The 14,188-nt window shown below is 57.8% G+C and carries 7 protein-coding genes; 1 reads left to right on the forward strand and 6 read right to left on the reverse strand.

Translation table 11 applies throughout. The annotated features are described in order from the left end of the window. Positions 1-83: 83 nt before the first annotated feature. Complete coding sequence (locus RISK_RS18260) at positions 84-2,798, forward strand: DEAD/DEAH box helicase (RefSeq protein ID WP_047815771.1); 2,715 nt, start codon at positions 84-86, stop codon at positions 2,796-2,798. Here RISK_RS18260 and RISK_RS18265 read toward each other — a convergent pair. Genes RISK_RS18265 through RISK_RS18290 form a run of 6 tightly spaced genes read right to left on the reverse strand, consistent with a single transcriptional unit; the run spans position 2,785 to position 14,187 of the window. Beyond that, positions 2,785-3,564 carry a hydroxypyruvate isomerase family protein gene (locus RISK_RS18265; RefSeq protein ID WP_047815772.1) on the reverse strand — a complete coding sequence of 260 codons (780 nt, stop codon included), beginning with the start codon at positions 3,562-3,564 and terminating at the stop codon, positions 2,785-2,787. The genes RISK_RS18260 and RISK_RS18265 overlap by 14 nt on opposite strands. Further along, positions 3,561-4,658, reverse strand: a complete 1,098-nt coding sequence (locus tag RISK_RS18270; protein WP_236696426.1) for a hypothetical protein — start codon at positions 4,656-4,658, stop codon at positions 3,561-3,563. The genes RISK_RS18265 and RISK_RS18270 overlap by 4 nt, the downstream gene beginning before the upstream one ends. After that, complete coding sequence (locus RISK_RS18275; RefSeq protein WP_047815773.1) at positions 4,655-7,078, reverse strand: Ig-like domain-containing protein; 2,424 nt, start codon at positions 7,076-7,078, stop codon at positions 4,655-4,657. The genes RISK_RS18270 and RISK_RS18275 overlap by 4 nt, the downstream gene beginning before the upstream one ends. After that, a complete protein-coding gene (locus tag RISK_RS18280; RefSeq protein WP_047815774.1) occupies positions 7,075-11,058 on the reverse strand; it encodes a coiled-coil domain-containing protein in 3,984 nt (1,327 codons plus the stop codon). Before RISK_RS18280 ends, RISK_RS18275 begins: the two co-directional genes overlap by 4 nt. Beyond that, complete coding sequence (locus RISK_RS18285; RefSeq protein ID WP_047815775.1) at positions 11,039-13,153, reverse strand: BatA domain-containing protein; 2,115 nt, start codon at positions 13,151-13,153, stop codon at positions 11,039-11,041. The genes RISK_RS18280 and RISK_RS18285 overlap by 20 nt, the downstream gene beginning before the upstream one ends. Next, complete coding sequence (locus tag RISK_RS18290) at positions 13,150-14,187, reverse strand: DUF58 domain-containing protein (RefSeq protein ID WP_047815931.1); 1,038 nt, start codon at positions 14,185-14,187, stop codon at positions 13,150-13,152. Before RISK_RS18290 ends, RISK_RS18285 begins: the two co-directional genes overlap by 4 nt. Position 14,188 lies beyond the last annotated feature (1 nt).

Below are 14,188 nucleotides of genomic sequence, written 5' to 3' on the forward strand. Positions count from 1 at the left end.
TCCTTACCAATTCTGCCGCGACCTTGACCGCCTGCGAATCAGCAAGCTGGGTGCGGCTACCTTTTTACCGCACGAGATTTTTGATGTCTGATCATCCCGCTTCCAAGGAAACGTTGGTCGATCCCACGTCCGAGTTGAACTCGCAAGAACAAACTCTGGACACGTTTGAGATGTCGACCACGGAGACTGTGGTCGATCTTTCCGCCCAGTGGGCCACCCAGTATGCCAACGCTGTGATCGATCCGAGCGAAGTTGCTTCGCCAACCGTCGACGAATCACTGTTGTATTACCAAGCCGATTGCACCGAAGAAACTTCGGATGCACCCGTGGAGGTCCAATCTGAATTGTCTGTTGAGCCCGTTCAAGTGGAAGTCGCTGAACTGGAACAACCGATTCAGGATCCACCCGCTCTGCAAGAGCAGTCGGTCGCATCGGCGCCAGAAGTGGTGGCTGAATCGCAACCAGAACCACAACCTGTGGTCGAACCAGAGCCAGTGGTTTCGCAGCCGACGCTCGAGTCCGTTGTTCAGCCGGAGCCTGTTGCACAGCCTGAGGCCGTTGCACAGCCCGAGCCTGTTGTTCAGTCGGAACCTGTTGTTCAGCAGGAGCTGGTGGAAGAGCAGCAGCCCGTTGCATCGCCCGAACCGATCGCTCAACCCGAACCGATCGTTCAACAAGTGCCCGTGGCAGAGCCCGAACCTGTTGCACAGCCAGAACCTGTCGCCGCAGCAGCTCCTGTCGCCGCTGCAGTGCCTGCTGCCGAAGTGGTGGCGGTTCCCAAGCAAGAATTGGACGTCAAACCCGTCGAGCCAGTCGCTCAGCCAGTGGCGCCTGTTCGAGAAGAAACGAACCCGCCCGCTCAGTCCAGTGAAAGTGCGAAGGCAGAAGTGTCTCCGCAGTCAAACGAGCCCGCCGAGCCCGCCGAGCCCTTGTTTCGCGACCTGGATTTGCGCAAAGAAGTGCAAAAGGCAGTGGCGGCTTCCGGGTACGACAAACCCACTCCAATCCAAGCTGAGATCATTCCCTACATGCTGGATGGTCGCGACGTTTTGGCTCAGTCGCAAACCGGTACCGGCAAGACAGCTGCCTTCGCGCTGCCGATCTTGTCGCGAGTGGACGTTCGCAACCGTCGTCCGCAGGTGCTCGTGCTGGCACCCACGCGAGAATTGGCGATTCAAGTCGCTCGTTCGTTCACCAAGTACGGTGCCGATCTGGAGGGTTTCCAAGTCGCAGCGATCTACGGTGGTCAAGACTACGAACCGCAGTTGCGTCAACTCCGGCGTGGCGTCCAAGTTGTGGTGGGGACACCCGGTCGAGTGATCGATCACGTCAAGCGTGGCACATTGGACCTTGGTTCGCTCGACTGCCTCGTGCTCGACGAAGCCGACGAGATGCTCAACATGGGATTCTTGGAGGACGTGCAATTCGTCCTTGAAAAAACTCCTGACGGACGCCAAGTCGCTTTGTTCTCAGCGACGTTGCCCAAGCCCATTCGCAAGATCGCGGATGAGTACTTGAACGATCCCGCTCGGATCACGATCAAATCCAAGACCATCACGGCAGCATCGGTTCGGCAGCGAGCACTGTTTGTCTCGCCACGCGACAAGACCGATGCCTTGGCTCGCCTCTTGGAAGTGGAAGACACAGATGGCGTGATCGTCTTCACCAAGACAAAGGATTCCACCCTCAGCGTTGCTGAGAAATTGAGCCAGCAAGGTTTCTCCGCCGTCGCACTCAACGGCGACATGCCGCAAAAAGTTCGTGAACGGACCATTGATCAGCTCAAACGGGGGCAGCTCGATGTGTTGGTTGCCACCGATGTGGCCGCTCGAGGTCTGGACGTTCCGCGAATCAGTCACGTGTTCAACTATGATTTGCCGCATGACAGCGAATCGTATGTGCACCGCATCGGGCGGACTGGACGTGCCGGACGCAGTGGAGAAGCGATCATCTTCCTGACCAACGCTCAGCGTCGTCAGCTTCGCTTCATTGAGAACACGACCAAGCAGCCCATTGAAGTCGTCGATCTTCCGACGGTGGCCGACATCAACAACGCTCGTGTCCGTCGATTCAAGCAACGCATCACCGATGTCTCCGCTGACCAAGATCTGACTGTCTTCAAGGACATGATCGCTCAGTACGCTGAGGAAACCGGCAAATCGATGGACATGATCGCCGCCGCGTTGGCCGAAATGAGCCAAGACGGACGTCCGTTCTTGTTGAAAGAACGCCCCAAGAAACAGCGTGAGCGTCCCGAACGCGATAATTCTCGTGGCCGGGACTCGTTCGATTCGAACGACCGATCCGGCAATCGTGGATCCTTCGGCGATGATCGCCCTCGTCGACCCAAAGGCCGTCCATTGACGCCCGTCAAAGAAGGCATGACCCGCTATCGTCTCGATGTGGGTTGGCAAGACGGAGTCAAACCCGGCAACATCGTCGGTGCGGTTGCCAACGAAGCTGGCATCGATGGCGAGTTCATCGGTCCAATCAACATTCGTGATTCGCACACGTTGATCGACCTGCCCGAAGGCATGCCATCGGACATCTATCAAACGCTTCGTAAAACGTGGGTCGCCGGGAAACGGTTGAACCTCGAAGAGGCCGGCGATGTGGTGGATGACAACGAAGGCGACGGTGCTCGCAGTAACTTCCGCAAGAACAAATTCTCCGGCGGCGGAGATTCGCGTGGCAAGAGTTTCAGCGGTGGAAAGCGTTCGTTCGGCAACAAGTCCCGCAACAATGGAAGCACCGCTCCGAGTGCAAAACGCGGCAAGAAGAAATTCAAACCTTCTTGATCCAGGACGCCGCGTTGCGAAGTCCCGCGGCGGCATCGTTCACCGGCCAATACTCCAGTCCAACGTGGCCGGAGTAGCCGGTGTCCGCGATCGCCGCGAAGATGGACGGGTAATGCAATTCGCCGTGGTCGAGTTCATGTCGACCGGGATTGCCGGCGGCATGAAAGTGAGCGATCGCGTGGATGTTCTGTGTTGAATTCGCGATCACGTGGCCTTCACTGATCTGCTGGTGATAGATGTCAAACGTCACCTTCACGTTCGGGCTGCCAACTTCTTCGATGATCGAGAACGCTTCGTCACTGCGGACCAGGTAGTACCCCGCGTGATCGATCCGTTCGTTGAGTGGTTCAATCGCCAAAACCACGCCCGAATCTTCCAACATCGACGCGGCTTCTTTCAAGCCCGCGATCAGGCAGTCTCGTTGTTCAGCACGATCGACACCCGGGCGTGCGTCACCGACTTGTGAGATCAGCACCGGGCACTTCAGTTGCTTGGCCGCCGCAATGGATTCCTTCACACCCGCTAGGTACTCAGCTCGCGTGGAAGGATCAACCAGGCTCACAAACTTCGTGCAAATCGCTGCAAGCTGCAGTTGCAATTCTTCCCGAGCTTGATTGATCGCGTCCAGGTCCTTGTCCCACCACTTCCAGAATTCGAAGGCGGGGTAGCCACACTCAGCGACCAATTTCATCGCCTCCACGGTGGACAGGTTTTCGAGGACAGCGTCCACGCAGACAGAGGCTTTCAATCGAGCGGGGGAGTTCATGGAGGCGAGTTGCTTTCAACTTCGTGGTAGAGTTCGGCGAGCGGGACCAGGATTTCTTCCAGGTGGTCCGCCCATTGGTTGTCAGGAAAGGCTGCGGGATCGGAAAGTCGCTGCATGCGAAGTGCATCCAGTTGGTCTTCCAGTTCGTCGCGACGTCGGAGTTGATCGTCGGTCCAATTCAGTGAGTTGGCAACCGGGGCGATCGTCATTCGCCCCGCCTGTTTTCCGTCGAGCTTTGCCAGTTGTTCTGGAGTGAGCACCTGTTTGCGAAGATCGTCGGCTTGCGACCCAAGCCCATCGCCGTTGTCATCGATCAAGGCATGTTCCGTCGCGATGCGATCTTCCGCTTCGTAGAACAGTTCGACGTCTTTGCTCGCTCTCACAAACGCTTCGCGAATCGAGACGGCATCGTCGTGATCGAGATCGGAATCGAGGGACGCCAGGGCTTCTGCAAAGTACTGCCCGAACCTCGCGAAATTCTGTTCGTTGCCGCTCTTGGTTGCCGTCACGATGATTCGATTGGGACCCGACAAAGCGTTGATGAACGGGCCGCTCGACGAGGCGTTGTTGACGATCACGACGGGACGCTTGAAACCCGCCAGCCAGCCCTTCATTTGATCCGCCGAAACGTCCGGCCCTCGCAAATTGAACTTGGCGACGTTGCGAGCAAACGTGCCATGCCCGATCAAGGAAATCCACAGCGGTCGCGGCGAATCGGTTTCGAAACCCTGCATGGCTTTCTCAAGCAACTGCAGGTCATCCAGTTCGCTTTTTGTGGACGCGTCCCCAATCCGAACCGCGTTCAGCTTTGCTGTTTTCGCAAGTTGCATCCACGTGCCGGACCACTCGCGAAAAACGGGCTCGTAGTTTTCCTCACCGGCGGCGCCCACCACGACGATCAGGTCGCCACGATTGATTTCGGTTGCCTCCAGTTCGGGGGCGTTCGAGTCGTCGCCAACTTCGAGTTTTGCGGCCGGTTCGATGGTGGATGTGTCTTGCCCCCATGCCAACGTCGATGCGGGCAGGCACAGTGCCGTCGTGAGGCAAAGCTTGGTCCACTTTTGGCGGTGCAGGATTTTCGATCGGTTGTTCATGCGAGTCCCTTCCATCGTCGAAGTCCCCATTCGCCACAGAGACACGCCATTGCGAGTAGCATCACCCATGTTTGGTGCCAAAGTGGATAGACCCAAGTTTCGGTCACCGGTATTTCTCGATTGGGAAGGTCGCTGACAAAGTTGCCCAGATCAGAAACTCGCAGGACTTCACCGCCCGTGGATTCGGCCAGGTTGCTGAGCCAAGTTTCGTTCCATGACAGTCGTTGGGTTTCTTCCATGCCAGGATCGCTGACCCAGCCGCCTTCGTCGTTTCCGATGAAGCTTTGATCCGCCGCTTTCGCATCGGCCGACACGGTGAATCGACCGGATTCACGAGAAACGAAGTTTGCGGTGTAGGTTCCCAGTTCATTTGCATCCGGCCGAGCGGTGAGCGGGATCGCGACGCCATCTTCGCCGGTCACGTTCAGTGTCACGGTTGCATTTTCCATTGGCAGATACGATTCGTCTCGCACCAAGACTCGCAGGTGGGTCGACCCGGTCGAGCCCTCGGGTTGAATCGTCAGTTCCACCCGGCGAGGGACTTCGCCGACCAACCAGCGTGCCATCTGACGCCACGCCTGCGCGGGATCGTCGCTGGCTTCGGTGGGGGTTTCGTTCTGGTCCTTTTGCATTGACCAACGCCAGAAATCGCCGATCGGCATCGCGGCCGTTCGCCCTTTTCCAAATCGCTGGGTGACGAAAGCGGGGGCGGACTGGCCGGACGCTGATTCCAACTGAGCCAGTTCGATGGCGCCCGGTTTGATGTCGCCCACTTCATGCGTGACTCGAAACGGTGGCATCTTTGACAGCCGCATTTTTTCAGCGGTTTCAGTTTCGCGGAGGCGTTGCCAAGGCTGCAGCATGCCTTCGCGTGTGATCGACCACTTGCCGCTGGGAGCCGGTTGGTCGGATCGATTTCGCGGAGCATAAACGGGGGAAAGTTCGCCCAGCGGAGTCTTGCCAAAGGAGTCGTCATTGAACGATTCTTGGCCGCCCAGCATCAGCAAACCGCCTCCCCGCAGGCTCACGAATTGTCGCAGCAGCAGCATTTGGTCCTGAGTGAAAAACTCCGGTTCGATGTCGTCCAGGATGATCCCGTGGTAGCCGAACAGTTCTTCGGGCGTTTCAGGAAACCCTTTGCTGAGTTCTTCGGATTCCTTCACGCCCAATCGGATCATGACGGCTTCGTCGTACTGCTCGCGTGTTTCTTCCTCGTCTTCTCCCAGACCCGCGAACAAGGGGTTGCTGCTGTTAACGCCTTTGTCGCGGAAGCTGAACTTGGGTTCCTTGTCAGCGATCCGAAGCAGTCCCACCAGCTGAGTTTCCGCGTCGCTTTGCAACGCACGCCGAAGGAACTTGAACTCCCAGTTGGGACGTCCGGCCAGGTACAGAATTCGAAACGGGCCGCGCCGAGGTTGGACGTCGATCCAACGCTGGTTGTTTCGCAGAGTGGCTTCATCGCCCGAGGATCCTTCCAACCACGCGTTGCCTTCCTCGATTTGCGATCGAATCGATTGGCGTTGTGACGGCGCAAACGCCAGCACGCGATAGAACTGAGTGCCCGCCTGTTCGGGACGAAAGCGAAACGTGACGGATTGCAGTTCGCCGTCTTCTTCGATGGTGACGGTCTGCTCTTCGACGGAAGTTCCGGATGCGTTCAGCAATTGAACAACGACTTCTTGGTTTTTGATCCCCGTCGCCATCACGTCGGCGCGAACGGTCATCGGCGAGGTCTCAAAATCACTTTGAGTCACACTGACTCGTTCCAATCGCAAATCCGTCGGTGTGGTTGGGCTGTCGGGGAGCACCGGAAAGATTGGAAAGGGAAAATCCATGCTCCCAATTTTTGCGGCGGCGGAGTCCGTGAGGTTGCCATCACTGAACAGCAACGCACCGGCCACGGGGCGTCCTTCCAGTCGCTGTGACAACGCATCGATCGAGGTTTGCAGCGCCGACTGCATGCCGTTGAAGTCCAGGGTGTCGATGTCGGCGAGGCGACTCAGTCGAGCATCGGCTCCGAACAAACGAACATCGAAGGTTTGTTCCAGTTGAACTCGCCAAGGGGAATCGTTTGCCAATTCGTTGGCAAACTTCTGCCCCCGTGAAAGTTCTTCCTCGTCGTCTTGAAGCTGCATGCTCTGGCTGGTGTCGACCAGGATCGGAAACAGGTTGGCTTGTGGACGCGGTCGTTCGCCCCGCCACATCGGCTGAAGCAAACACATCAGCATCAATGCGACGGCGATCAGTTTCAGTGTCGCTGCGAGCACGCGAATCGGGGTGCTCGCGCGAGACCGGGTGTAGGACCAACCGATCGCAGCGGCCAACACGACCGCCAGAATTCCTGCTGGAACGATCCATTCTGGGGCACCCCAGATCAAATGTTGGGTCCAGTTGTCAGACGAGTTGAGAGCGTCGTTCAAAGCCCACTCCCAATTCGTTCGTAGTAACGACGCACCGCTTCGGAGTACTGGTCCGGAACCGGATCACGATCGATTGGAACCAGCGATTGCTTCTTCGCACTGCGCCGCATGTATTCCTCCGCGAGATCACGTTTGAGTTCGCGCATGGGTTCGACAATCATTTCCTCCACCAGATCCCATTGAGGTGGTTTGGATTCACGGCGAATCTCTTCCCGCATGTCACGGGCTCGTTCTCGAATCCGTGTGGCTCGGGACCGCAGTTCGGGGTCGGAGACCATCTCCTCGATGTCACGCAAACCATCAGACCATTCGCGAAATCCTTCGCCGGTCAGCGGTGAGGTGAAGTTGCTGGGAGAGGACGGGGCTTGGGCCGCTGATGGATTGGCTCCGCCGGGTTGCCCTGGTGTGGGCGACATGGAGGGGGATTGCGATTCGCCTGGTTGTGCCTGACCCTCTTGGGGTTGGCCTGGCTGCGTTTGCGAACCGGGGCGAAGTCCAGGAGGTCCTGGCGGACGCTCGGAAGATTCTTGTGGTTCGCTGCCTTCGGCTGGTTCACCCTGAGTCGGTTCGGCTGGAGTTTGCCCCTCTGGAGCTTGTCTGCCCTGCCCTGCACCGCCCTGCCCTGCACCGCCCTGCCCTGGTGAGGTTGACTGGGAAGGCGAGCCCGATGGTGTGGGTTGGCCACCTTCGGATTCACCCGGTGGTTGTTCTCCCGGTGGTTGTTCACCTTGCGGTTGCCCGGGCCCGCCTTGGCCCGGTTGGTTTTCTTCACTGGGTTGGGGTTGGGGTTGGCCGGGTTGACCGGGTTGACCTTCACCAGGCTGCCCGTCTCGAGTTTCATCCCCGCCAGGCTCACGTTCTGCTGTCTCCGAAGCTCCGCCCTGCCCTGCCCCGTTGGGATCGTCCGAGCGTGCTTGTTGGACTTCGTCTTCGACGGCAGATTCCAATTGCTCGGCCAGATTCGCGGCGCGTTGCAATCCTTCCGCTTCGTTGCCCAGCACACTCTCAGCGGCGGCTTCGATTTGCTCGCTCAATTCTTCGATCGCGTCCCCAGCCTGCCCTGCCATCTGCTGGGACTGGGTGTCAAAGCCACGCTGGAGAAGTTGGCTGGCGGCATCGAGTCGTTCTTCTGCCCGACGTTGTTGCGTTTCGCGAAAAGCGTCGTACAGGTTTTGAGCCAACAATGGCTCGGACTCCTCTGCTTCCTGAACGACTTCTTCGATGTCCTCCATCAGTTCCGTCAGAGCTTCACGTTGCTCACTCAGAGCTTCTTTCAGTTCTTCGCGACTGCCACTGGAACGCAGTCCAGGCGAATCGCTGGGGGCATCCATCTCAGACAGTTGTTCTTCGATTTCCTGTTGTCCTGTGTTCAGGTCGCGAGCCCGGTCACGCATCGACTGCATCGCTTCATTGAATTGACCGGCGGCTTGTTCGCGAATTTCTTCTCGAACGGATTCCAGTTCACGCTCGGCGCGTTTGCCGCTGGACAAGGCCGTCGCTGCGTCCTGTTGTTCCATCGCTTCACCCGCCTCGCGAATGTTTTCACGTGTCTGTTCCAGTTGTTCGCTGGCTTCTTGCATGTTGGATGCATTTTCGGGTGAGTTCATGCGTTCCATCAGTTCGTCGGTTTGACGAAGCATGTCCTGCTGCTGTTCACGGAGTCGTTCCAGTTGCCGGCGGAGTTCCTCCTTTTCTTGTTCTTCGTCGGCCAATTGCAACGCGGATTGAAGCTGCGCGAGTTCCTCGTTGAGGTCTTGTTGGCGACGCGCCAGTTCACCCAGACGACTGAGCACCTGACGCGTTTCGCGTTGAGCTTGCTGCTCGGGCGTCATCTGAGCTTGTTGTTGTGTTTCGTAGCGGTCCTGTTCCTGATCCAGTTCGAGTTCGTCGAGTTGCTGTTGTTTGCGTTCTTGGCCCGCGGATCCCTGGCTGGGTTGTTGTTGCTGTTGCGAACGCGAAACTTCGAATTCGCTGGCTCGCATCCGAAGCAGGCCCGCGTAAGCGGATTGTTCCGCCACAACAGCGGCGGACAGCGGTTCGCGATCGTTGGTCTCGATCGCTCGATTCAGTTCGGCAACCGCCGTCAGCATGGATTGCCGGACATTGGCGGCGTGCTGCTTGGATTCGGCTTCGGTGAGTTCCTGAGCCAGTTCGTCCAGTTGAGCGATCACGTCTTGTTGAGAATCGGCGATCACGCGAACGTCGGCCGTGGTTTGCTCGTTCCATCGGACTGTCGATTGCAATGACTTCCAAGTGGCTTGGATGATTTGCTTTTGAGTTTCAATCAGCTCTTCGGCTTGTTGTTCTTGCTCGCTCGGTTCCGATGGTTCCGAAGGTTGACTGGCTTGAGGATCGCCTTCGCGGAAGATTTCTTCGAACCGTCGGACCTCGGCGAAGTACAAATCGCTCTGCGTGCGACGGACGTTGGTTTCCGAGGATTCACTGGCGACCTTGTCTTCGGCCCAGAACGAATACGACAGCAAATCGTCCGGTTTGGCCTCGAGCGATTCCATGTCGACCATGTGCTGGATCGTTTGCTTCTGGTTGGCGGCGATGTTCTCGGCCAACACAATGTCTTGCGGCGGTTTGCCTGCGAAGGTCAGCGAAACGCCCGCGCGAGCGAGTCCGTGATCGTCTCGGACTTCCGCCGCGATCAGGAACTCTTCCAACGCTGAGACGGAAACATCGCCACCGATCGTGGGACGAATCTTGGCCGACTGATTGGGGAGCATTCGAACGATGAACTGAGTCGAGAGCTGGTTCGTGCGATCTTTGTCGTCTTTCAGCCCGACGTCGTATCGTTCGCTTTCTTCCACTTTGATTGCGACGGACCACCACAGGGGACGCTCGGGGTCTTGGGTCATCTCCAAGGGAGCGGAGTCTTCGTAGTTGGCTTCGTTTTTCTTGTATGGCTTGGGGAAGAGTCGAGCCGACGTGACTGGTTTGTTGAGTCGAACCCACCAGGTGACTTCGCTGCCCTTGGCCACCGAGACCCGCACCGTGTCTTCGATGCGGCGGTTTTCCAGTCCGGTGAACTCGGGGTAAACGATCGCGGCGTCGCTTCGACTGACAGCCGGGTATTCGAACACTTCGACGCGGTACTCTTCGCTTGACCAGTGAGGCAGCGCGACTCGGTAGGTGAACGATTCGTCGACCTCGGGAACCAGACCGCCCCAGATGGGATCGGCCATGCTCCGTCGCATCGGCAGACGAGCGACTCGAGGTTCGAGCGGGGTTTCAGGGAGAGTTTGGTCGGTGTCGGCAAGTTGTTCGATCGGTTGATGGTCGATGGCCGTGAGGACCAGTTCCGGCTCAACAGCGGATTGGCGACCAATCCAGTCGGCTTGGAATTCCGCGGTGACCAACAAGTTGGTGCCGCGTTCGATTTCCGTGCTGCCAGGCTGGATCACCACATCGGGTTTTGGCAACACGACCGAAGAGGCAGTGGCGGAAGTGTCCGGTTTGGCGAGTAGAAAGAAGGCGGCCAAGGCAAGTGTCGCGAGTGTTCCCGACAAGCCAAACAATCGGTTGACCCAAAGCCAACGCGAAGACACGACATCGGGCCAATTGTTCCGACGCGCATGCTCGCGAGCCTCACGCATCACCCGTTGATTCAGGTAACTGTCGGGGTGTTGGGCAACGGAGTCATCGACGGCCGTGATCAGGCGTTGGTCGAGGTCCGGGTAGCGATGTTCGATTTCTCTCGCCACGGATTGCACGTTCCGAATTCGCAAGCGAGCCGCGATCAAACAAGCGAGCGCTGCGATCACCAGCGTCGAGACGATCGCGATTGAACTGGAGAGAGAGGACGTTGAAAACGTCATCGACGAAAGCAAAGCGAACGTCCGCTGGGTCGACACCAGCCACACCAGGACGATCAAGGCGATCGTCCAAGCCAGCCAGCCGAGCGATTGCCAAAAACGCAGTCGTCGCATCCGACGAATCACGGGATCGATGCAATCAAGCAATTCGTTTCGCATAGCGTCCTCCCCAAAGGGTTTCGATCACCAACAGTCCGATCGCAGCGAGCAACAACCATTGCCACAAACGTTGGTTGCTTTCCAATTCACGATCTCGCAGTTGCAGCGTCGCTTGAGTCAGTTTTTCAGCCGTGGCTGCTTCGCCCAAGCCAATGCCCAATCGCTCGAGCGTGTCTTCGTCCATCGCATCCGTTTGGCTCTCGGATTCTGACAGGTTGCTGGCGAATGGGATGGGCTCTTCATCGGGTAATTTCAGTTGATAGACGCCTGGACGATCAACGAAGTCAGCGTCCGAAGCTTGCTCGTAAGGCGAGGACTCACCGTCCGAGCGAAGCAGTTCCGCGCCTTCAGTTGGTGGCCAGGGAAGTGGCGTTCCGACCACGTGGCCAGCCACAGACGTAGCCGCTCGCTCGTTGCCAGCGAACATCTGCGCGATCAAGGGAATGAACTTGGTCGACAAAGCCAATTGGCTCGATGATGGTTGCCAGCCCGTTGTTAGCAACCAGATGTTGCCAGACTGCGCCAATGCCGGTGCACCAGAATCGAAAGTTGCCAAAACGTTCCAGTCGGCCGCTTCGAGTCCCGATACATTTCGGTGATTCCAAAATTGAATCTTGCTGAAATCGTTGAACTGCGGATCCGCCATGGAAGCGAACAAGGGCGACGAGAAATCAACTCGCGACCACATGGCGTAGTCATCGATTTTGGCTTCCTGGGTGGAAAGCGAATCGTCGTCTGTGATCGATGCAATGCAATTCAAAACATTCGACGCACTGTCGGATTCATCCATCACGAACAGCACTCGGCCGCCAGCTTCGGCGTAGGTTCGAAGGGTTTGGGAGAATGAGTCGGTGCTGGCGACATCGCCGACCACAACCAGCGGGCATTCACGCGGATCCAAGTCGGATGGCAATTGCGCGACCACGACCGTTTCCATCGAGACCGTTCGCGTCGCGTTGTCGAGTGGAACGCGTTCGAGGTAATAAAACAAACTTTCGCGAGGATCGTCTTCAGACTCCCCGACATACAGCAGCCGATACGAACGCTTTTCCGGAGCGACCCAGTGAATCGTGTTGTCAAACGGTGAGTCGTCGCCTGACAAGACAATCGCGGTGGCGGAATCGGATGGTTGGTTCATGCGGACAATCTGCGTTGCGTCCGCCTCGACCTGAATCGTTTGCTTGTCGCTCGTGTCTTTCCATTGCAGCGTCAAATCAAACTGCGAAGCGAGCTTGGAATTGACGACTCGGACGGGCAGCTTTCGATCGGGTTCATTGCCGGTTGAATCTTGCAAGTTCTCCATCGTTTGGTCGTTCATCACGATCGCGGTGGCATTGCCTTGTTCGGCGGGGACCACTCGGCGGATATCCAGTGTGACCTGTTCAGGCCATGTGTTTTGCTGCAATGAATCGATCTTGGAACCGTCTTGCAGATCTGAAATCAACACGATGCTGGCTGGGCCTGGGGGCTGATTTCGCGTCGCCGGTTCAGCTTCATTGGAATCGTTCTCGGCCGGAGCTCGTGATTCGGTCGGCCACTGAGCCCAATCCGCGGTTTCGCGAAGAGCGGATCCGAGATCAGTGGCTCGCCAAGTGGGTTGGATTTCCTTCAACGCCTGCAAGGCGAGAGCACTCTGGCGTTCATCGGATGTTGCCGCGAGCGATGTTTCCCAGATTCGATCGGTTTCGGTGTCGAACACAAACACCGCGAATTGGTCTTGAGCGGAAAGGTCCGTTAGAACCTCTTCGGCTTTCTTGACCGCCTGGTCCCAGAGGTCCTCCCGCTGCATGCTGGCGCTGCGGTCGATCAACACCGCGATTCGGCGGACGGGAGTGTCGCTGAATTGGTCGGAGGCGCCGCGGAGGAACGGTCGGGCGAACGCGGCGGCCAACAGCAGCAAAGCCAAGGCTCGAAGGAGCAGCAACGGCCACTGATCCAATCGGCTGCGGCGGGTCAGCCGTGGCGGGACCTCTCGCAGGAACATCACCGAGCTGAATGGCAACGCACCCTTGGGATGTTGCCGAATCAGGTGGAACAAAATTGGTGCGGCGACGGCCAGTGCACCGGCCAGGAAAAACGGGGCGAGCATGCTCATCCGGAAGTGCCTCCTGAGCTCAGCATGCCGGATCGGCTGGCACCCACGCAGCGCCGTTGGTGAGCGGAGACAAAGTCAGACAGCGACTCTTGCAGAGGACGGTCGGTGGTGCTGGTGTAAATCGCCGCGCCCACTGCATTGCAGATCGACTCAACTGCCTCGGCGTGTTCTTGGAAGGCAGCTTGGTAAGCTTTGCGAGTCGCGTCCGGATCGACCTGGATTTTGCGTCCGGTTTCCATGTCCACCAACACCTTGGATTCATCCACCGAAAGATGGACTTCGTTGGGATCCAGGATCCTCAGCACGATCACTTCGTGTTGTCGCGACCGCAACAACGCGAGAGAACGTTGCAGTTCTTCGGTGGGCGAGAGCATGTCGCTGATCAGCACGACCAAACCACGGCGGCGGGTGATGGCGGCAATTTGAGAAATCGGTCCGTTGATGTCGGTTCCGGATCCCGATGTTGGACGTGCCAGGCAACCGAGGATCTGGCGAAGATGGCCAACGCGGCTGCGAGCAGGGACGACGTCCGCGATCGCTTCATCAAACGTCATCAAACCAACATGGTCACGTTGCAAAGTCAGGAAGTAGGCGAGCGTGGCGGCCAATGTTCTCGCGTATTCCATCTTGGTGTATTCGAGCGATCCGTAGCCCATCGATTGGCTTTGATCGACCAACAGGTAACAACGGCGGTTCGTTTCGTCTTCGAACTTCTTGATGTAGTAGCGATCGGTGCGGGCGAACAGTTTCCAGTCCAGCCCTCGCGGGTCGTCGCCGGGTGAGTAGGCTCGGTATTCGCTGAATTCGACCGAGGCCCCGTGCAAGGGGCTGCGATGCAAGCCACCAAAGAAGCCCTCGACAACCAGTTTCGACCGCAACTGGAGATTTTTGATCCGCATCAATGCGTGCGGGTCCATCGAGGCAGCGGTGTCACCCGGGACACGCGAGGACCCCGGGGGGTTGCCCTGTAAGGAGTCCGGATGGCCGTGGGTGGCTTTCCGTGACGAGCGAGATTGACGTTGGAACCAGCTCAAT

The organism is Rhodopirellula islandica (assembly GCF_001027925.1).
GTDB classification, from domain to species: domain Bacteria; phylum Planctomycetota; class Planctomycetia; order Pirellulales; family Pirellulaceae; genus Rhodopirellula; species Rhodopirellula islandica.

Bases quoted from the DNA above. Each gene is read 5' to 3' on its own strand.
- RISK_RS18285 (WP_047815775.1), bottom strand. From the start codon at position 13,153: ATGAGCATGCTCGCCCCGTTTTTCCTGGCCGGTGCACTGGCCGTCGCC.
- RISK_RS18265 (WP_047815772.1), bottom strand. From the start codon at position 3,564: ATGAACTCCCCCGCTCGATTGAAAGCCTCTGTCTGCGTGGACGCTGTC.
- RISK_RS18280 (WP_047815774.1), bottom strand. From the start codon at position 11,058: ATGCGAAACGAATTGCTTGATTGCATCGATCCCGTGATTCGTCGGATG.
- RISK_RS18270 (WP_236696426.1), bottom strand. From the start codon at position 4,658: ATGAACAACCGATCGAAAATCCTGCACCGCCAAAAGTGGACCAAGCTT.
- RISK_RS18260 (WP_047815771.1), top strand. From the start codon at position 84: ATGTCTGATCATCCCGCTTCCAAGGAAACGTTGGTCGATCCCACGTCC.